The 17,599-nt window shown below is 63.2% G+C and carries 23 protein-coding genes; 3 read left to right on the top strand and 20 right to left on the bottom strand.

The features are described from left to right. The 7 genes from MRBLRC7O_RS03105 to MRBLRC7O_RS03075 form a co-directional block, all read right to left on the bottom strand. Positions 1-435 carry a C40 family peptidase gene (locus tag MRBLRC7O_RS03105; RefSeq protein ID WP_080866016.1) on the bottom strand — a complete coding sequence of 145 codons (435 nt, stop codon included), beginning with the start codon at positions 433-435 and terminating at the stop codon, positions 1-3. After that, positions 432-1,316: a phage/gene transfer agent baseplate hub protein gene (locus MRBLRC7O_RS03100; RefSeq protein ID WP_080866015.1), complete on the bottom strand. Its 885-nt coding sequence runs from the start codon at positions 1,314-1,316 to the stop codon at positions 432-434. Before MRBLRC7O_RS03100 ends, MRBLRC7O_RS03105 begins: the two co-directional genes overlap by 4 nt. Further along, positions 1,313-1,951 (bottom strand): TIGR02217 family protein, encoded by a 639-nt coding sequence (locus MRBLRC7O_RS03095; protein ID WP_080866014.1) that lies wholly within the window; start codon positions 1,949-1,951, stop codon positions 1,313-1,315. The genes MRBLRC7O_RS03100 and MRBLRC7O_RS03095 overlap by 4 nt, the downstream gene beginning before the upstream one ends. Positions 1,952-1,999: 48 nt before the next feature. After that, positions 2,000-2,581 carry a phage tail tape measure protein gene (locus tag MRBLRC7O_RS03090; RefSeq protein ID WP_020809574.1) on the bottom strand — a complete coding sequence of 194 codons (582 nt, stop codon included), beginning with the start codon at positions 2,579-2,581 and terminating at the stop codon, positions 2,000-2,002. 68 nt (positions 2,582-2,649) lie between these two features. Next, positions 2,650-2,859 carry a rcc01693 family protein gene (locus MRBLRC7O_RS03085; protein ID WP_003509827.1) on the bottom strand — a complete coding sequence of 70 codons (210 nt, stop codon included), beginning with the start codon at positions 2,857-2,859 and terminating at the stop codon, positions 2,650-2,652. After that, entirely contained in the window at positions 2,856-3,215 is a 360-nt protein-coding gene (locus MRBLRC7O_RS03080) for a gene transfer agent family protein (protein ID WP_003509829.1), read from the bottom strand. The genes MRBLRC7O_RS03085 and MRBLRC7O_RS03080 overlap by 4 nt, the downstream gene beginning before the upstream one ends. Then, positions 3,215-3,622 (bottom strand): phage major tail protein, TP901-1 family, encoded by a 408-nt coding sequence (locus tag MRBLRC7O_RS03075; RefSeq protein ID WP_003509831.1) that lies wholly within the window; start codon positions 3,620-3,622, stop codon positions 3,215-3,217. The genes MRBLRC7O_RS03080 and MRBLRC7O_RS03075 overlap by 1 nt, the downstream gene beginning before the upstream one ends. 90 nt (positions 3,623-3,712) lie before the next feature. Here MRBLRC7O_RS03075 and MRBLRC7O_RS03070 point away from each other — a divergent pair, with 90 nt between their 5' ends. Beyond that, positions 3,713-4,912, top strand: coding sequence for an MFS transporter (locus MRBLRC7O_RS03070; protein ID WP_003509834.1), 1,200 nt, complete (start codon positions 3,713-3,715; stop codon positions 4,910-4,912). 7 nt (positions 4,913-4,919) lie between these two features. Here MRBLRC7O_RS03070 and MRBLRC7O_RS03065 read toward each other — a convergent pair whose 3' ends face one another. The 11 genes from MRBLRC7O_RS03065 to MRBLRC7O_RS03015 form a co-directional block, all read right to left on the bottom strand. Beyond that, positions 4,920-5,315 carry a DUF3168 domain-containing protein gene (locus MRBLRC7O_RS03065; RefSeq protein WP_003509835.1) on the bottom strand — a complete coding sequence of 132 codons (396 nt, stop codon included), beginning with the start codon at positions 5,313-5,315 and terminating at the stop codon, positions 4,920-4,922. After that, positions 5,312-5,647 (bottom strand): phage head closure protein, encoded by a 336-nt coding sequence (locus MRBLRC7O_RS03060; RefSeq protein ID WP_003509836.1) that lies wholly within the window; start codon positions 5,645-5,647, stop codon positions 5,312-5,314. Before MRBLRC7O_RS03060 ends, MRBLRC7O_RS03065 begins: the two co-directional genes overlap by 4 nt. Positions 5,648-5,650: 3 nt before the next feature. Then, the gene (locus MRBLRC7O_RS03055; protein ID WP_080866013.1) at positions 5,651-6,220 is read right to left on the bottom strand and encodes a head-tail connector protein; all 570 of its coding nucleotides are present in this window, start codon (positions 6,218-6,220) and stop codon (positions 5,651-5,653) included. Positions 6,221-6,412: 192 nt separating this feature from the next. Then, positions 6,413-7,681: a phage major capsid protein gene (locus tag MRBLRC7O_RS03050; RefSeq protein ID WP_003509184.1), complete on the bottom strand. Its 1,269-nt coding sequence runs from the start codon at positions 7,679-7,681 to the stop codon at positions 6,413-6,415. A 30-nt stretch (positions 7,682-7,711) separates the two neighbouring features. Continuing rightward, on the bottom strand, positions 7,712-8,320 hold the full coding sequence (locus MRBLRC7O_RS03045; RefSeq protein ID WP_003509185.1) for an HK97 family phage prohead protease: 609 nt from the start codon (positions 8,318-8,320) through the stop codon (positions 7,712-7,714). 28 nt (positions 8,321-8,348) lie between these two features. After that, positions 8,349-8,669, bottom strand: a complete 321-nt coding sequence (locus MRBLRC7O_RS03040) for a DUF6107 family protein (RefSeq protein ID WP_003509186.1) — start codon at positions 8,667-8,669, stop codon at positions 8,349-8,351. Positions 8,670-8,864: 195 nt separating this feature from the next. Further along, entirely contained in the window at positions 8,865-10,031 is a 1,167-nt protein-coding gene (locus MRBLRC7O_RS03035) for a phage portal protein (RefSeq protein ID WP_003509188.1), read from the bottom strand. Positions 10,032-10,286: 255 nt separating this feature from the next. Further along, the gene (locus tag MRBLRC7O_RS03030) at positions 10,287-10,595 is read right to left on the bottom strand and encodes a Dabb family protein (protein ID WP_031233658.1); all 309 of its coding nucleotides are present in this window, start codon (positions 10,593-10,595) and stop codon (positions 10,287-10,289) included. Positions 10,596-10,654: 59 nt separating this feature from the next. Then, complete coding sequence (locus tag MRBLRC7O_RS03025) at positions 10,655-11,293, bottom strand: lysozyme family protein (protein ID WP_060723964.1); 639 nt, start codon at positions 11,291-11,293, stop codon at positions 10,655-10,657. Between the two features lie 445 nt (positions 11,294-11,738). Then, entirely contained in the window at positions 11,739-12,998 is a 1,260-nt protein-coding gene (locus MRBLRC7O_RS03020) for a DNA-packaging protein (RefSeq protein ID WP_162690759.1), read from the bottom strand. Positions 12,999-13,001: 3 nt separating this feature from the next. After that, on the bottom strand, positions 13,002-13,514 hold the full coding sequence (locus MRBLRC7O_RS03015) for a hypothetical protein (protein WP_080866012.1): 513 nt from the start codon (positions 13,512-13,514) through the stop codon (positions 13,002-13,004). Positions 13,515-13,962: 448 nt separating this feature from the next. On the opposite strand from MRBLRC7O_RS03015, the gene MRBLRC7O_RS03010 reads away from it, so the two are divergent. Continuing rightward, positions 13,963-15,603, top strand: coding sequence for an alpha/beta hydrolase (locus tag MRBLRC7O_RS03010; protein WP_162690773.1), 1,641 nt, complete (start codon positions 13,963-13,965; stop codon positions 15,601-15,603). 23 nt (positions 15,604-15,626) lie between these two features. Here the strand turns inward: MRBLRC7O_RS03010 and MRBLRC7O_RS03005 are convergent, their stop codons facing one another. Then, positions 15,627-16,466, bottom strand: coding sequence for an SDR family oxidoreductase (locus MRBLRC7O_RS03005; RefSeq protein ID WP_060726107.1), 840 nt, complete (start codon positions 16,464-16,466; stop codon positions 15,627-15,629). A 142-nt stretch (positions 16,467-16,608) separates the two neighbouring features. On the opposite strand from MRBLRC7O_RS03005, the gene MRBLRC7O_RS03000 reads away from it, so the two are divergent. Next, positions 16,609-16,977 (top strand): winged helix-turn-helix transcriptional regulator, encoded by a 369-nt coding sequence (locus MRBLRC7O_RS03000; RefSeq protein WP_080866551.1) that lies wholly within the window; start codon positions 16,609-16,611, stop codon positions 16,975-16,977. A 117-nt stretch (positions 16,978-17,094) separates the two neighbouring features. Here MRBLRC7O_RS03000 and MRBLRC7O_RS02995 read toward each other — a convergent pair whose 3' ends face one another. Continuing rightward, a complete protein-coding gene (locus tag MRBLRC7O_RS02995; RefSeq protein ID WP_003509206.1) occupies positions 17,095-17,526 on the bottom strand; it encodes an Lrp/AsnC family transcriptional regulator in 432 nt (143 codons plus the stop codon). Positions 17,527-17,599: the final 73 nt, after the last annotated feature.

The following is a 17,599-nucleotide window of genomic DNA, read 5'->3' as shown; positions in this document are numbered from 1 at the left end:
TCAGGGATCGGGAAAACGAAAGATACCGGCGATGCGCCGCCTCCAGCCCGGCACCAGCGCCGAACGCACCACCGCCGCCTGTTCATAGGCATGGATGAAATGCTGTGACCCGGCCAGAATGCCGAGATGTTTGGCCGCCGCATCGGCCCGCCAGCGAAACAGCAGCAGGTCTCCCGACCTTGCCTCTTCCATGCCCGGAACCACCAGAAAATGGCGTTCCGCCGCCGCCATCAACCGGTCCTCGCCGCCGCGTTCAGCCCAATCAGGCGCATAGGGCGGCGGCAATTCCGGTTCGTGGCCGTAAACGCCGCGCCAGATGCCGCGGATGAGGCCGAGGCAATCGCAGCCGACACCCTTCAACGAGGCCTGATGCCGATAGGGCGTGCCGATCCAGCCTCCGGCGAGCGCCAGCACTCTTTCGCCGGTGTCGCTCATGGAAACAGCGCCCCACCGTCATGGCTCTCACCGCCGCTCGCATAGGAATAGGCGAAATCCGCCCCCGGCAGATGCGGGAAGCCCCGGAAATTCAGATGATTGGTGAATTTCGCCCGGCAAGTGGTGAAACTCTTGTCGCAGCCGGCGGTGACAGAAAACGTGTCCCCTGGCGAAGGCAGCTGTTCCGGCGGCAGCCAGAAGGACAGATGCACGCCGCCGTCACGCCGCTCGTGGCCATCGAGGTCGAAACTCTTGGCCGCCAGCAGGCCGGCCAGAAAGCGGAGCTTTCCCCGGCTGAAAAAACCATCGGCAAAGGCATCGAGCCCTGACACGAGCAGGCCGCCCGAGGCATCCACCGCCGCTAGGCTGCCATGACCGCTGAGCGGCTCGAGATCGACACCGCAACGCCTGTCCCCGAATGCGGCATCGCAGCGACGCCCATAGACCCTGCCCTGCGGCTGGCCGAGGCGATGGGCAAGGCTGCGCAGCTCGGCGCGAAACGCCCCGCCAGCCCGTGTCACCTCGCCAATCTCGCGCATGTTCAGCAGCATATGCTGGTCAGGCGCCTGCCGGTTGACGAGGAAAAGCTCCACCCTCGCACCATCGAAACGCCCGGCGGCCAGATCGTCTTCCGCAATCGCCTCGCTCGAAAAACCGCCCGCCACCTCCCCGGCACTCGCGCCCAGCCCCGTTTCGCTGTCGCTGTCGCTGGCCGCAAAGCCGCTGGCGGCAAGGTAGGAGGTGCCGCCGAACACGATCATCTCATCATGATCGGTAAAACCGATCGTGACGCCATCCTTCAGTGTCACCTTCCAGCAATGGCATGTGGTCGTCGCATCTCCCTTGAGATGCTCGGCAAGGGCGGCGGGAATGGTTTTCATGGCAGGATTTCCATCAGTGGAATGGAGGGAATGCGGCCCGCCTCGAAAGCGGTCAGGTTTACGTCGATACGGTCGATCGCGAAACGGACCGGCACGTCGAATTCAAAACCGGCACGGATTGCAGCGCCGGCAGGCGGCACCCACCCAGCCCGGAAGGTCACCATGCCGGTGGTGTGATCGACCGAGATAGCGGCCGCTTCCGCCTTCCCCCCCTCGACCGAAACAATGACCGAACCCTCCGCTGGTTTATCGATCCGCCGCGTGAAGGAACCGCCGGCATCGGCATAGGTCTTCAGCAACTGAAAACCCGCCGTCACCCCATCGCCGGTACCAATCCTCTGATCGGTCAAGGCAGGCGTCTCTCCCGGCGGGCAGGATTTGAAATCCACGGGATCGCGAAAACGAAAGCCGTAAAGCTCACCGCGCCGCGCCTCGAAAAAGGCGAGCACCTCATAGAGATCGGCGACGGAGCGGATGCCGGATCCGGCGTCATAGCTGCGTCTGGCGTTCCTCCAGCGCTGGTTGCGACTCTCCCGGCCATTGGACAGGTTGACGATATCCGTCCGCCTCACCGGCCCGCCGCTGACGCCGAGCGCGAGCCGCAGCGGAAAGCGCACTTCATGAAATGCCGCCATGTCGTTGTTCCTGGATTCTTTTCAATGGTCTGGGAAAGTGAGCGCGCGTCACAATCCGCGCTGGCCGCGCCCGACGCTGCGCGCCAGCATGGCGGCGATCTGGCCTTCACTTTTGCGGAAGCTCGCAGCATCCGTCGCCGTCACGTTAAAAACGATCTGCGCCCCGCCGCCGCCCGCAGGTGCGGCAACACCGAGGGCGCCATCCGAACCGCGCTTCAGCGGCAAAATCGCTTCCGCCCCCGCCTCGCCCATCAGGCCAAGCCCGCCGCCCATCGGAAAAAAGGCGGGGCTGGAGACCACGCCGCCATCGGCAAAAGGCGTGATGCTGCGCCCCGGCACCCCGCCATCGGCAAAGGCGAACAGCGAACCGCCGCCGTTCAACAACCCGCCGACGGCATCGCCAATCATGCTCTCCAGCGGTTTCAGCCCGGCCGAAAGCGCGATGCCGGACAGCCGTTGGCCAAGCCCGCGCAACACATCGTCCAGCCCCTTGCCGCCGGTCGCCGCCGCCTGCAGGGCCGAGGTCAGGGCCGCACCGAACCGCTCGGAACGCCGCTCGAGATCACCCATCACCTCCGAGAGCGCCTCCGCCTCTTCCCGGTTCTCCGCAATCGATCTTTCGCCCGTCATCGCGCTTGCCTTTCTGATTCAAACCGGAGCCGCAAAATTTTGAAATGCCATTCGTTTTTGAGATCAACTCACCCATCCGGAAACTGCCGCATCATCCCCTCCATGGCCTGACGGTCAGGGCCGCGCGAAACGGCGCTGCCGCCCGTCATCGCGAAAAATTCCCTCGGGGTCATCATCCAGAAGGTTTCGGAGGAAAGCCGCAGCAGGAAGAGGCCGGTATGGATCACCGCGTCCCAGGGGAATGGGCGCGGCGTCGCCTCGCCTGCTGCGGCACTCAAGGGTCCGGTGGCGTCTCGCCTTTCAAACCGCCGAAAGTCGCGGTCAGAAGATCGGCAACGATCGCGGCGTGGCCGGCAATGCCGCCTTCCACCGTGGCGGCGGCCACATCCTCGTCGGAAAAGACGTTGCCCGCGCCGCGCAGGCCCGCGCCGATCACCCGGATCATGTCCACCGCCTTCATGCGCCCGCTCGCGAAACGTTCAGCGAGCGCGGTGAGGTCATCGGCTTCAAAGGCGGTTTCGAGTTCGGCAAGAGCCCCGAGCGTCAGGCACAGGATGCGCCTTTCACCGTCTATCAGCGCTTCTATCTCGCCGCGATGGCGGTTCGCCCGCCCGTAACGCAAACGCTCAGGCATCATAGCACTCCGAATGTGAGAAGACCGGCCGATTCCAGCGCGATCTCGAATTGCACTTCGCCATCGTGGCGGCCGGAATATTCGAGCGCGACGATCTGGAAGGGGCCGGCAATAGAGCCGAAATCGGGAATGACGATCTGCCAGCCGGGAATGCTGCCCGCAAAAAATGCGTCGCGCACCAGCGCATCGCTCGCCTGGTCCTTGAAGATGCCGGAGGCCGTGAGCGATGCCCGCTGCACGCCCGCGCCGGCGAGAAGCTCGCGCCAGCGCCCGGCGCTTTCGGCATCCGTCACGTCGACCGCCTGCGCATTGAAGGCCAGCCGTTTTGTTCTGAGCCCCGCCACCGTCGCAAAGACACTGGCATTGTCGATCTTCAGCAGCAGGTCCTTGCCCTTCTGCGCCACCATGTTGTTTCCTTTCATTTAAATTGCGGTTGCGGGGGTGCAGCGGGCCTGCTACCAAATGGTTTCCCGCACCTCGCACCCCGCGATCTCACCATGTCCGACGCCGCCTCCATGACGTCCCGCGTGCGCCTTATCGGCGTGCTGGCGCTTGGGCAGATCATCAGCTGGGGCAGCGGGTTCGACATGCTGGCCATTCTGGCGCCACGGATCGGCGGCGAACTGGCGATCGGCAACGAGATCGTTTTTGCCGGCCTCACCATCATGATGCTGATCAGCGCGCTTTGCGGCCCGCTGCTGGGAAGAATGCTCGTCCAGCGCGGCGCGGCGCCTGTGCTGGTGGCCGGCTCAGTACTCTTTGCCGCCGGCTTTGCCGTGCTCGCCTTTTCGGGCGGTGTCACAAGCTATCTTTTCGGCTGGGCCGTAATGGGTCTGGCCGCAACCTGCGGGTTGACGACGGCGGCCCATACCGCCGTGGTGGAGCGTGTGGGTGCGGAAAGCGGCCGGTTGCTGACGCTTCTGATGCTGTTCACCGGGCTTTCGGGCGCGGTTTTCCTGCCCGTCACCGCGCTGGCGGAACAACATCTCGGCTGGCGCGGCACACTTCTGCTCTATGCCTGTCTGCAGCTCTTCGTGCTTCTGCCGCTCTATTTCTTCATCCTTCCCGACCGTCCGCCCCGCAAGGAAGCGAAGCGGCAGAAAGCCGACGCCCTTTCATCCACGCCAGTCGATACACGCCGGGCTTTTCTGCTTCTGGCGGCCATGACGACGATCAGCGCCTTTACGACCTTCGGCCTGTCGCCGCTCCTGCCGCTGCTGCTCGTTCAGGCGGGCGCAACGCAATCGCTTGCCGTCCAGCTGGCATCGGCGCGCAGCCTGCTGGCAATTACGGCGCGCGGGCTGGATTTCCTCCTTGGGAAACGCGGCAGCCCCTTCCTCACCGCCATGATCGGCTTCTGTCTTCTGCTGCTGTCGCTGCTGCTGTTGCTTGGCTTTGCCCCGGCCATGCCGGCTTTCATCGGTTTCATCATTTTTTTCGGTTTCGGCGCCGGTGTGCTCACCGTCAGCCGGGCCGTGCTGCCGCTGGCGGTATTTTCCCCGGAGGAATATGGGCTGCAGGCCGCGCGTATCTCCCTGCCGCAGAACCTCGCCATTGCCGTTGCACCTGTTATTTTCACGCTGGCGCTGGATCGCGGCGGGGTGGCGGCCATGCTTGGCGTCGCCGCCGTGCTGATCGCCATTTCGTTTGTGCTCCTGATCGTCCTGTGGAAAACCGTGCGCAGGCAGAACGCCTGAAACGGCACTACTCCGTCACCGCCCTGAAACGCATCTCGATGATGAAATTCCGGGTCTTCGCCTCGCGCCGCGAGCGGCTGGAGAGAAGATGCAGATTGACGAGAGAGACCCCGGCAATCGGCAGCGCCGCATCATCGAGCAGGCTCATGACACGAGCGGTGATCTCTCCCGCACCCTTGCGGCCATTGGCATCGCTCCATATCTGCAGCGACAGGAAATGTTCCTCGGCCTTTTCCGTGGCGGTCGAATAATCCCTGCTTTCGAGATCATCGATAACGATGCAAGGCAGAACCGCGCGCGGCAGAAGCCGGTCGACGATGCCGCCGGGGATGAGCGCCGTCAGCACCGCATCGCCGGTCAGTCGCGCGAAAATCGCCTGCAGAAGCGGGTTTGCGGCGCTCATCGGCTTTCCTCCTCGCAACGGCAGACGATGAAGCGACATGTCTCATCCGGGTCCATCACCGCCCGGATCGCCAGAATGCGGCGGCCCTTGCGAAAGCGCATGCCAGCAATGATGTCAGCGCGGTAAGCCAGCCAGACGCGGTGGGTGATCGTCACGCCCTCGGCCGAGGCCCGTTCATGGGATGCCTCCGAAACGGGTTCGATCGCAGCCCAGAGCGACCGCAGGAAATTCCAGCTTTCCGCAGCACCACCCTGCCCGTCCGGCGTTTCGGTCCGCACGTCCAGTTCCAGCCGCGCCGTCAGCTTGCCGGGATCGAGAAAAACAAGGTTCATGTCTCAAAGCCCCAGACGGCAGAAGGGCGCAACCAGCCGCTCGTAGCCGGCGGGAACGGCCGCGGGCTGGTTTTCCGGGGCGACAGCACCGCGAAAGGCGAACATCTGTGCCACATGCATCAGCATGGCGCGTTTCAGCGTGTCGGGCACATCCGTTCCCGCTTCGCCGTAACCGGCAATGAAATCGATCTCGATGCCGTTCATCGCCCGGCCGGGAGCCGGCGGATCGCGCAGCCACAGCCTCGCCGGCCGCGCCGCACCGTCGAGCAATTTCTCCCCGGCGGTGATGTCTGCCGAGCGCCCCTCTCCGTCAAAAACCAGAATCGTTTCGATGGCTTGCACCGGTGTCCTGCCAATCAGAATCACGCCCGTCTGCGGCCACCGGTCGAGATAAAGCCGCCAGGTCTGACGGAGGAGGCAAAGCCCGCTCGTGCGTTCCAGATGCTCGCGGGCGATGCGGATGAGTGCGGCAAGAAGCGCGACCTCGTCGTCGCCGTCGAGGCGCAGATGCGCCTTGACCTCGGCAAGCGTCAGCGGCTCCGCCTGCGGCGGATGAATGAGGGCATAGGTCATGGGGTCTCCGGAAGGACGGCAATCAAAGAGGGAGCGAGCGGTGGCGGCTTGTTGCCTTCTCCCCGAGGGGGAGAAGGTCGCAGCAGCGGAATGAGGGGGCGACGGTAGAGATATTCCGCAATGTTGCCCCCTCATCTGCCCTTCGGGCATCTTCTCCCCGGCGGGGAGAAGAAAGGGCCGCAAGGTCGGCGGTCAATTCACCCCGAATTTCACCAGCTTGATCGCCTCGAAATTCTGCACGCCGCCGCCCACACGCTTGGTGGTGTAGAACAGCACATAGGGTTTGGCCGAATAGGGATCGCGCAGGATGCGCACGCCGGTACGGTCGACGACGAGATAGCCGGCGCGGAAATCGCCAAATGCGATGGCAAAGCTGTTGGCTGCCACGTTCGGCATGTCCTCCGCCTCCGTCACCGGAAAGCCCATCAGCGAGGCCGGCTGGCCGGCGGCGGCGGGCGGGTGCCACAGATAGGCGCCGCTCGTATCCTTGAAGCGGCGCAGCGCCCCTTGCGTCTTGCGGTTCATCAGGAATGCGCCGTTCTGGCGGTGGCCGGCCTTCAGCGCATAAACGGCGTCGAGCAGCACATCCATCGGCCCGGCGGAAGCAAAGCCGGCCGAAACGCCTGTCGCGACATAACCGATGTTGCCCCAGCTCCAGCCATCATTGGCAACGGTGGTGTAGGAGAGGAAACCCTTGGGCTTGCTGGCGCCGTCGCCGGCGATGAAAGCGGCGGCCTCCTGTTCGGCGAAAGCGATGTCCACCTCGGAGGCGATCCAGGCCTCGATATCGACTGCGGCGTCATCCAGCAGGCCCTGCGTGGCCGCCGGCATGGCGTAAAGCTCCATCGTCGGGAAGGAAAGCTCGGCAAGCTGCGGCGTTGCCGTCTGCGGGCGCGCCGCCGTTTCGGAGACCCAGCCGGTCGTCATGCCGCCGGGCGAGAAGGGTTTTTTCAGCACGGCGGCGGAAACCTGCCGCACGGTCGCCAGCGCGCGGATCGGCGAAATCGCCGTCATGCGCCGACCGATCTCGCCATCCGTCTCACTCGGCAGCAGGAAGCCGCCATCGGCTCCGGTCGAGCCGGCAAAAGCCTTCGCCTCCAGATCGCGCAGCGCACCTTCCTCACCTCGGCGGATATAGGCCTCGAAAGCGGCCTTGTGCTCCTCGGCATCGTGCGAAAGCGCGTCCTTGCGGCCAAGTGCGGGGCGCGCTTTCCTGAGCGCCAGATCGTCCATGATCCTGCGGTTGTCGTCGAGCGTCCTGTCGATGCGGTCGAGCTTGTCGCGGGTCACGACATCAGCCCCCATCTTGCGCTCGATATCGGCAAGCCGCTGGTCGTTGGTTTCGCGGAAGGCCTCAAAGGCCTCCATGAACTCATCGAAGGCGGTCGTCACCGTATCGGGCACGGCCTTCACCTGCGGTGCAACAGTCATCGGGGCCGGTTTCGTCATCTGGTCTGTCATGTCGTTTCCTTGTGGGTGATTGTCCGGAAGTCAGCGTTTGAATGCCGTGTCGAACAGCGAGCGGGCAGCGCGACGCATGTTGCGCACCAGTTCGGTCTCGCGGTCGCGGAAGAAGCGGGCGTGCTTGACGTCGGAAACCCGCGCGGACGGCAGCATCGGGAAGGTCACGACCGAAATTTCCCAGAGATCGGCCTCCAGAATGCGCCGGACGCCTGAGCCCGCCGCCTTGCCGGAGCGCCCATCCTTACTGGAACGCCCCTCTTTACTCGAACGTACGGTGCGAAAGCCGATCGACAGCCCGTCCAGCGCGCCGGTCTTCATCAGCGAATGCACCTCGCGGGAGCGGGCGACGCCGGGCGCGAGGACGCCCTCCACATAAAGGCCGCGCTCATCCTCGCGGATGGTGCGCCAGGCACCGATCGGCTCGGCAGGGTCGTGCTGATAGAGCATGCGGATGCCGGCCGCGCCCCGCTCCTCGATGGAGCGGCGGAAAGCCCCGCGCTCGATGACATCCTGACCGAGATCGATCTCGCCGAAGACGCTGGCATAGCCGGAAAAGGTGCCGTCGCTGGTAATGCCGCGCAGCTCCAGATTGGCGAATTTGCGCGTGGCGGGACGCGGCCCGCGATAAACGTGCATGGAAAACTCCTGCGATGTGAAGGAAGTGTCAGGCGCGCGGGCGGGCGCTGTAACGGTCGGCGATACGCACCAGCACGCCCAGCCCCCACCAGGCCCCCATGCTGGCGGCGGCGGACCCCGCCACCATGATTTCCCGGCCCGAAAGCGCGCCGGCAATATCGAGCTGCTGCACGATCCACAGGCCGATCGGCCCGCCGAAGATCATGCCGCAGGACACGCCGGTGATGAAACGGCTCGCAGCCTCACGTTTGCTTTTCGGCAGGAGGTAGACGAGCGACACACCCGCGCCCGCCACGGCGCCGGTGATGCGGGCGGCCCAGATGCCGGCCTCATTGGCGAATTCAGACATGGGTAATCATTCCGTTCTAGGATGTTGTTATCGGGCGGACGCGCCGCGTCGCACGCAGGCGCTTTTTGCGCGCCTGCGCCGGGTGATTTTGTGAGTCTTCGGAATCGCTTGTGCGGAAGACCTCACAGGGAGATTCCGCTTCTTCAGAAAATGATTGAACACGAGGCCGGGGCTTCGATCCCGCCGGGTCGGTGATCAATAACCGACGGCTTCGCGCTTTTCTTCGTCGCTCAGGAATGATGCCGCGCCGATGCGTGCCCAGAGCGCATCCCGCTCGCCGGCAAGCCCGGCAATCCGGTCGAGATCAGGTTCGAGCCTCAACCCCGAGCCGAAGACCGGAGAAAGCCAGCCGCAGAGCCTCGCCGCCGTGCGATAAACGAGCGGCAGGACGGTCAGACGATAAAAGGCGCGGTTCGCCTCCTGGTAATTGGCATAGGTATTGTCGCCGGGAATGCCGATCAGCATCGGCGGCACGCCGAGCGAGAGCGCGATATCGCGCGCCGCGCCGTTGCGGGCCTCCAGAAAATCCATGTCGCGCGGCGAAAGACCCATGGCCTTCCAGTCCAGCCCGCCTTCCAGCAACAGCGGACGGCCGGCATTCATCGCCCCCTGATAACCTTCCTCCAGCTCACGCTTCAGCCGCTCATATTGCTCGGTGGAGAGATTGCCGCCTTCCTTCGGCTGGTAGACCAGCGCCCCGGAAGGCCGGGCGGAATTGTCGAGCAGGCGTTTGTTCCACTGGCTCGCGGCGTTGTGCAGATCAAGCGCGGCGCCTGCGGAGGCGAGCGGTGCAAAACCCGCCCGATCATCCAGCGGATGAAAGAGTTTCAGGTGCAACAGCCCTAGCCCGTCGCGCTCGGCGGCGATGCGCCGGGATGCCCGGCCCTCGGCACGGTAATCAAAGGCCACCGGCCAGCCGTCCGATCCTTCGACGATGCTCACCCGGTCGGGCCGCAGGAGATGCAGTTCACGCAACTGCCCACCCACCGTTAACGGCTCGATATAGGCATTTCCGGCCAGCATGAGGTGGCCATAAAGCGCCTCGAAAAAATCCGGCCCACCCATATGGGCGCTCGGTTTTAAAAGCAGCGCCAGCAGCGGATGATCGGCCAGTTCCTCTTCGCCATCATAGAGCAGCCAGCTGACCGAGGCGGATGTTTCCGCCACCATGCGGGCGGCGCGGTGCGCCACCGGGTTTTTCATGAAACCTTCGCGGGCAAGTGCGGCATAGGACCGGCCGGACCAGAAGGCCTGCCCGCCCTGCACCGCCACCGCCATGAAGCCATCAGCCATTTTCCGGCTTTCAGGCACGGCTCTGCCATCCGCCGGGCGCTTGCGCGGCAGGGAAAAGGGAAATCGCATGGAGTTGTCCTTGTTTTGATGGCCGCTCAGACCTCTGGTCGGCCCTCATCCCTGTGCTCGTCGCAGGGATCCAGCCAGCCCAAGTCTTTGGGCTGAAAAGAGTCCTCTCGTCGCGCAGAGGCGCCGACTGGATTCCTGTGACAAGCACAGGGAAGAGGGAGATGGGGCCTCAGCCCTACGACAAAGGAAAGATTTGCGCCCGTTATCAGTAGACTACGTGCGGATGCGAGCCACCTTCGCAGGCGGAAGCGGACGTTACCGGATCGGCGCTTTCACCGCCGTATCGCTGTCGAAATCTGCGGCAACGCGGGTCTCGCGCAGCGGCTTTACCGTGCGGGTCGAAAGATCATAGGCGGGATCGGCCTTGTAAGCCGCCAGCGCCGCCTCGTTTTCGAACTCGCCATAGACGATGAAATCGACCGAGTTGCCCCATTGGTCCTTCTTCACGTTCTCGCCGATTTCCAGTTTCAGCGAATGCGGTATCGCGGTGAGGCCGGAAAGCCCCTTGCGCACGGCGTCGCGGTTTTCCTCGGGAACGGTGAAAAAGACGATATGGCGGATCACGGTGTCACCTGTCATGCAAACTTAAAAAGGCGGCCTTTTCGGTACCGGGTAACGGGTTATCATCTGGCCCGCCCGGGTTCAATCCGGGCAGCGACAAGCGCGTGATGAAATGCGCGCCCGTAACCGCCTACAAGCCGCGCCCTGTCGCTGCCATTGATGATGGCCCGGGCACCATCCCAATCCTCGCGCCTGTCGCTGAAGAAATCTGAGAGCCTGCGGCCGGTGAAGCCGCCGCCCGACATGCCGTGAATCAGGATCGTGGTGGCCACCTCCGCCTCCATGGCCCGCTCCGGCCGCTCCAGAAGGTCAACGCCAGTCAGCGCCGACATGGCCTCGTAATTGCGCCGATGCGTCAGCTGCACGAAGCCGCGCCCCAGCCAGCTCTTACCCTCGGTGTCCGGCCGCCAATAGGGCTTGCGCACCATGGGCAACCTGCCCGCCGCAAAGGCGCGGTCGAGCCTTGTCATCGCTTCCGCGTCGCTTGCCGCCAGGGTTTCGCGCACGGGCTGCATGGTCGCTGCCGTCTCGTGAAAGGCCGTCGCCAGCATATAGGCGAGCCAGCGCGGATCACCGCCCGGCATCGCCTTTTCGAACCCTGCCAGCATCGTTTTCGTGCCGGCAAGCTGGGCGGTGCGCAGGCGACCGCGAAAAATAGAAATCCGCGCCGACGCGAAGAATCGCGCCTCGTCATAGGCCATGACTGCTCCTGAAAATGATGGGCGATATGACGCCGGGTTTTTCCACATGACAGTCGCCGGAACTAAATCGATTTGAAAAAACCTTAATCGATTTTAATCCGCGCCCCGTGGTTTTGGGGTAAAAAATTCCTTGAATTCCGGAACCTTAGCGCGCTAACTCCATTCACCGCGCAATCCTGCAGCGTTAACCATTCAAGGAGGAATGCCATGACAGCGACAATCCCCCAGACCGTTTATGACCGGCTCGAAAACGAGTGGCGCCAGATGCGCGAAACCGGCTCCCAGCCGAAACCGGCACAATCCCCGAAGAAGTAATATCCGCCAGACGCCCGAATTCGGGCGTTGACGGTACCCCGCTTTTCTTCTCCCCGCCGGGGAGAGGAAACAGGCGGCATCCGCTCGACCGGTAATTGCTCTCATTCACGGGAGCCAATCGTCGCTGACCTCACATCCCCCGCACCTTCGGTTCACTCACCACCATGGTCGTCAACGCCGTGATCGCCCAGACGAGCGCATCCAGCCGGTCCGGCGAGCGTCCTGAAGAAAGACCATCCGGCCCGAAATCCGTCATCTGGTCTTCGAGCTTTTCAAACCGTGCGGCGTGGCACACCCTGCCCTGCTCGTAGAGTGCCGCAACCGGTTCGGCGCGGGTGAACTTGCCGCGGCTTGCCCGCACCAGTGTCAGCGGCAGGTTGGCGTCCACGCTCTGCAGCATGGCCCGAACCATCTCTCCGCCCTGATTGACTTCTGCAACGACCCGGTCCGCCTCGTGGCCGCGAAAGGCGGCGACCACGGCGCGGGCCCAGCCTGCCGGCGTTTCGCCCTCCACCGAACAATCCGCAAGCACGTTAAGACGCCCGGATATGCCGAGCCCGGCCACGACAATGCCGCAGCAGGAATGTTCACCGATGCCCGCGGGCGGATCGACAGCCACCACGATCCGCGCAAGCGGTTCATGTCCCGCATCGATGATCGCTTCCAGACCGGCGCGTTTCCACAGCGCGCCCTCGCGCTCATCGATCAATTCGCCGCCGATTTCCTGACGCCCCAGCCGCGTGCCGCCGTAACGGTCCTGCATGGCTTTCAGAAAACCGGGCGAGAGATTCCGCGCATTCATCGCCGTCGGCATCCGCGCCACCCGTGTCGAGGGATCGGCGAGAAGCGCCTTCAGCAGCGGAATCGGCCGCGGCGTGGTGGTCACGAGTTGCCGGGGGACCTCACCCAGACGCAGGCCGAATTGCAGCATGTCCCAGGTTTCCTGCGGATATTTCCATTTGCCGAGCTCATCCGCCCAGGCCATGTGGAATTGCGGGCCACGCAGGCTTTCCGGGTCTTCCGAGGAAAACACCTGCGCCATCGCGCCATTCGGCCAGAGCAGCCGCCGGCGCGACACCTCGAAGGCGGGGCGATGGCGGCGGGCGATGCGGCAGATGCCGGAAATGCCGTCGATCATCACCTCGCGGGCGTCGCCCAGCGTCTCGGCAACAAGCGCGATGCGCAAATCCGACTGCTTGCCGGCGGAGGCGACATGATGCACCCATTCCGCCCCGGCGCGGGTCTTGCCGGAGCCACGCCCGCCGATCAGCAGCCATGTCCGCCAGTCGCCTTCCGGCGGCTGCTGCGGCAGGTTGCCGATGAAGCGCCAGTCGCGCAGGAGGTTGAAGACCTGTGCCTGAAGGCTCACTTCGGTCAAAACGTCCGCCATGCCTCAATCAGACCCCGCCGGAGTGCCGGACGCTGCCATCACCTCCAGCCTCTCGCGGCATTTCTGCTCGGCCAGCTCGTCGATGCGTTTGAGGAAATGCGCCACCGCCGCCTCATAATCCTGCGTATCGTTTTCATCCTCGCCCATCAGCGCTTGCCGCTCTTCCGCCAGCACCCGTTGCAGCGCGTCGATCCGCTCCAGAGTGCGGACGATGAGCGACAGCTGATCCGTTGCAACTTTCACATCGGCACGGGCCTGCTTGCCTTCCGTGTCGTCGGCATCAGGCAAAAGCCCCGCCTCGCCCGACTGCCGAAGATTGCGATACATGCAGACTTGATCGCGCATCTCCTCCGTCAGCTCGTTCAGCAATTGCCGCAGACTGCCGTTGCGCGCCGCATCTTCGGCGGCCAGCCTGTCTGCCCGCGATTTGATCTCAGGCGCGGCCTCATCCGCATAAGCAGGCCTGTCCGGCCAGGCTCCGTAGAGCGCCGGGTCGCAATTATGAGCATTAGTCATCGGATTGGCCTGGGAGGGAAATGGAGATGAACATGGGCATGCGACGCGGTTCATTTGCGGGTGGCGCCTCCCCACAGCCCTCATTCCTGTGCTTGTCACAGGAATCCAGTCGACGCGCGTCCGCGCGGCGGAGGGAGGCTTTTCAGCCCAAGGACTTGGGCTAGCTGGATTCCTGTGACAAGCACAGGAATGAGGGAAGAGAGCAAAGCCTTGTTATTCGTAAAATCCAGCGCTCTGATATTTCTGAACCAACCGCGACCCAGCCGCAAATCTCCGACTGTAGCCAAACACTATCAAACCACCGTCACGCTGTAAAGGATTATTTTCCTATTATCGTGATTTTTGTCCTCACCACAGGATTTGCACCCTCGTCCGCCACATATTACACTCGATGCCAGATGGTGAGCAGAAGGGGCGATTGAAGTTGGTGAAACAATGGGTTGGGCGGTTGTTTGCGGGCCTTTCGGCAACCGGCATCGTCTTTGGCGCTATTCTGTTCTGCGCCTCACTTACCCCGTCGCTCCTGCCGCGAACCTGGCTGATGCAGGGTGTGCTGTGCGGCTTTTCCTTTGCCATCGGTTATTTGATCGGTGTCGCCCTGCATGCCGTCTGGGCCTATCTCGAACTGCCCGAGCCCTCGCGCCACAATATGCGCGGCATTCGCTTTCTCATCGCGCTCGCCGCCGCCATCACAGCAATCGCGTTTTTATGGCAGGCGAAGGACTGGCAGAATTCCATCCGCGTTCTGATGGAGCTCGATCCGCTGCCCAGCGCCCACCCCACCAAGACCGGCGGCCTTGCCGTGCTGGTCGCCGCCGTACTTATCGGCGCAGGCCGGCTTTTCCAGCTTATCCGCCGGTTCTTTGCGGCGCGCAGCGGTCATTTCCTGCCGCGCAGACTTGCCAATGTGCTCGGCATCGCGGCAGCAATCGTCCTCTCATGGATGCTGCTGAACGGGCTGATCTTCGATATCGGTCTCAGATTTGCGGATTCTTCGCTGAAACAGGTGGATGCGCTGATCGAGCCTGACGTGCCGCGCCCTTCCGATCCGCTCAAGACCGGCAGCAGCGCCTCGCTGATGGCGTGGGAATCGCTCGGCCGACGCGGCCGCGAATTCGTCGCCGAAGGCCCTGATGGCGCAGACATATCCGCCTTTACCCATCGCCCGGCAAAGGAGCCGCTCAGGGTCTATGCGGGCCTCAACTCGGCTTCGACGCCGGAAGAAAGAGCGGCCTTGGCGCTGGCGGAATTGAAACGGGTCGGCGGTTTCGAACGCAAGGTGCTTCTGGTGGTCATTCCCACCGGCACCGGCTGGATCGATCCGGAAGCGCTCGATACGGTCGAATATCTGCATGACGGCGATATCGCCAGCGTCGCCGTGCAATATTCCTATCTTTCCAGCTGGATCGCCTTGCTGACGGAGCCGGACTACGGTGTCGAGACCGCGCGTGCCTTGTTCGAGGCCGTCTATGGCTACTGGACCACGCTGCCGAAGGAAACGCGGCCGAAGCTTTACCTGCATGGCCTCAGCCTCGGTTCGCTCAATTCGCAGAAATCCTCCGATCTCTACGATGTGCTGGCAGACCCCTTCCAGGGCGCGTTGTGGAGCGGTCCGCCCTTTTCCAGCCCGACATGGCGCATGGCCACCAATGGCCGGGTGAAGGGCACGCCGGAATGGCTGCCGCGTTTCCGCGATTCCTCCGTCATCCGCTTCGCCAACCAATATACGACAGCCCATATGCCCGATGCGGAATGGGGGCCGATGCGGATCGTCTATCTGCAATATGCCAGCGACCCCATAACCTTCTTCGAGGCCGCCTCACTTTACCGGCGGCCGCAATGGATGGTGCATCACGGGCCTGACGTTTCCACATCCTTCCGCTGGTTCCCGGTGGTGACCCTGCTGCAGCTCGGTCTCGATGTCGCCGCCGCCACCACCGCACCGATCGGTTACGGCCATGTCTATGCGCCGGAACATTATATCGATGCATGGACGGAGGTGACCGAGCCACAGGGCTGGAACGCGGACGAGATTCAGCGGCTGAAGATGCTCTTCAAAGCCCGCCGCGGTTCCACCGATCCGGCGTGAGCGCGGCGGGCTCGCCTGGAGCTTCAGCCCTTCAGCCGGTCCAGATTGTCGGCGATATAGGTCTCCAGTGAACGCGGAGCATGGCCGGTCAACGTTTCGACATCGCCAGTCACCACGGCCGTCCAGCCTTCGCGCACGGGATAAAAGATCGAGGCGAGGAACGAGGCGTAGTCCTGCGGCACGCCCGCGCCGGTGAGAATGCCGATGAAGACCTCATCCGAAACGGCAGCGTAAGAAACCGGCTTGCCGATCGCCTGCGAAATCAGCGCGGCCGCTTCGCCGTAACCCAGGGCTTTCGGACCCGTCAGGTTGAAAGCCTTGCCATTGAAGGCATCAGAGGTCAGCGCGGCGGCGGCGCTGTCGGCGATATCGCGAACATCGATAAAGCTCGACTTGCCCTCGCCCGCCGGAACGGCGATCTGGCCATGGTCGATGCCCGCCTTCCAGTAGCTGTGGAAATTATCGGCGAACCAGTTGGGGCGCAGGATGACGTGAGGCGTGCCCGAAGCGATGATCTTCAGCTCGATCTGGCGATAGGGAATGGAATCATCGGCATCGACGCCGAGGACGCTGAGGAACACGATCTTCACCTTGCGGCGCGCGGCCTCCTCGACAACAGGCGTCAGCGCGTCGATGGCATCCAGACGACCGCCAGCCAGAATGAGGAACAGACGGTCAACGCCGTCGAAGGCATCCGCATAAGTCGATGCGTCGGTATAATCGAAACGCACGCCTTCCGCGCCGCCCGTGGCGTTGCCGCTACGCGAGGCCGCCTTAACGCTTTCGCCCTTGGAAAGAAGCGCTTTCACCAGCGGCGTGCCGATGGTGCCGGTGGAACCGATTACGAGTATCTTGCCTGCCATCTCAAATCTCCGTAGTATCTAATGGAAACCATGTTTCGAAAACACAGGTACTGCGTTCTCGAAATCATGAAAAGAGAGCACTTTTCGGTTATCTGGTATCCTCGCGGAAACCGGCATGGCCCTGAAACAACGGAACAAACCCATGGAACGTATCTATGACGTCTATGAAGACCGCTGCCCCACCCGCATGGTGCTGAACAGGATCGCCGACAAATGGGCGCTGCTGATCCTCGACCGGCTGCGGGTGGAAGCGGTGCGTTTCAACCTGCTGCGGCGGGAGATCAAGGGCATTTCGCAAAAGGTCCTGTCGCAGACGCTCAAGAAGCTCGAACGCGACGGGCTGATTTCGAGGCAGGTCTTTCCGACTGTGCCGGTGACGGTCGAATATTCGCTGACGCCGCTGGGGCGGACGCTGACCGACACGGTGGCGGCACTTGCCCATTGGGCGGAGGGCAATATCGACGCGGTGATGGCGGCGCAGAAGGCTTATGATGAGCGGGCGGTGGTTTAAATCGAGGCGCGGCATACCCGTGCGCCCCTCATTCCTGTGCTTGTCACAGGGATGAGGGAAGAAGAGAGTATCACGCGCACCCACTGGCCTTTGCGCCCACCGCACTCCCCAAAATCCCTACCGCGAAATCCGCGTCGACAGAATGATCGACGACAGCGTCCGCTCTACACCATCAAGCGCGCCGATCCTGTCGATCAACCGGTCGAGGTCGAGGATCGAAGGGGCGGCCAAAATCGCGATCAGATCAAACGTGCCGCTCACCGAATGCAGCGTCGTCACCTCCTTGATGGCGGAAAGCGCGGCGGTGACGGCGGGTAGCGCCTTCGGCCCAATAGTGATCAGCACATGGGCGCGCACCAGCCCGGAAAGATAGCTTTCCGAAAGCCTCAGACCATAACCGGCAATCACCCCGTCCGCCTCCAGCCGCTCGATGCGGGCCTGCACCGTGGTGCGGGAAAGGCCGAGTTTGCGCGCCAGTTCCGCCACCGGCATGCGGGCATTTTCGGAAAGCAGGGCGAGCAGCGCCCGGTCCTTGTCGGCAATCGTCATAGTGACCAATCCTGTCGTCTAATTGCTCAATATTAATCCTCTATTCGCACATAGTGAAGCTGCGAATCGTCAA

It is taken from the genome of Agrobacterium radiobacter (assembly GCF_040801995.1).
In the GTDB taxonomy this organism is placed as follows: domain Bacteria; phylum Pseudomonadota; class Alphaproteobacteria; order Rhizobiales; family Rhizobiaceae; genus Agrobacterium; species Agrobacterium radiobacter.
This window is presented reverse-complemented; position numbering and strand designations above follow the sequence as displayed.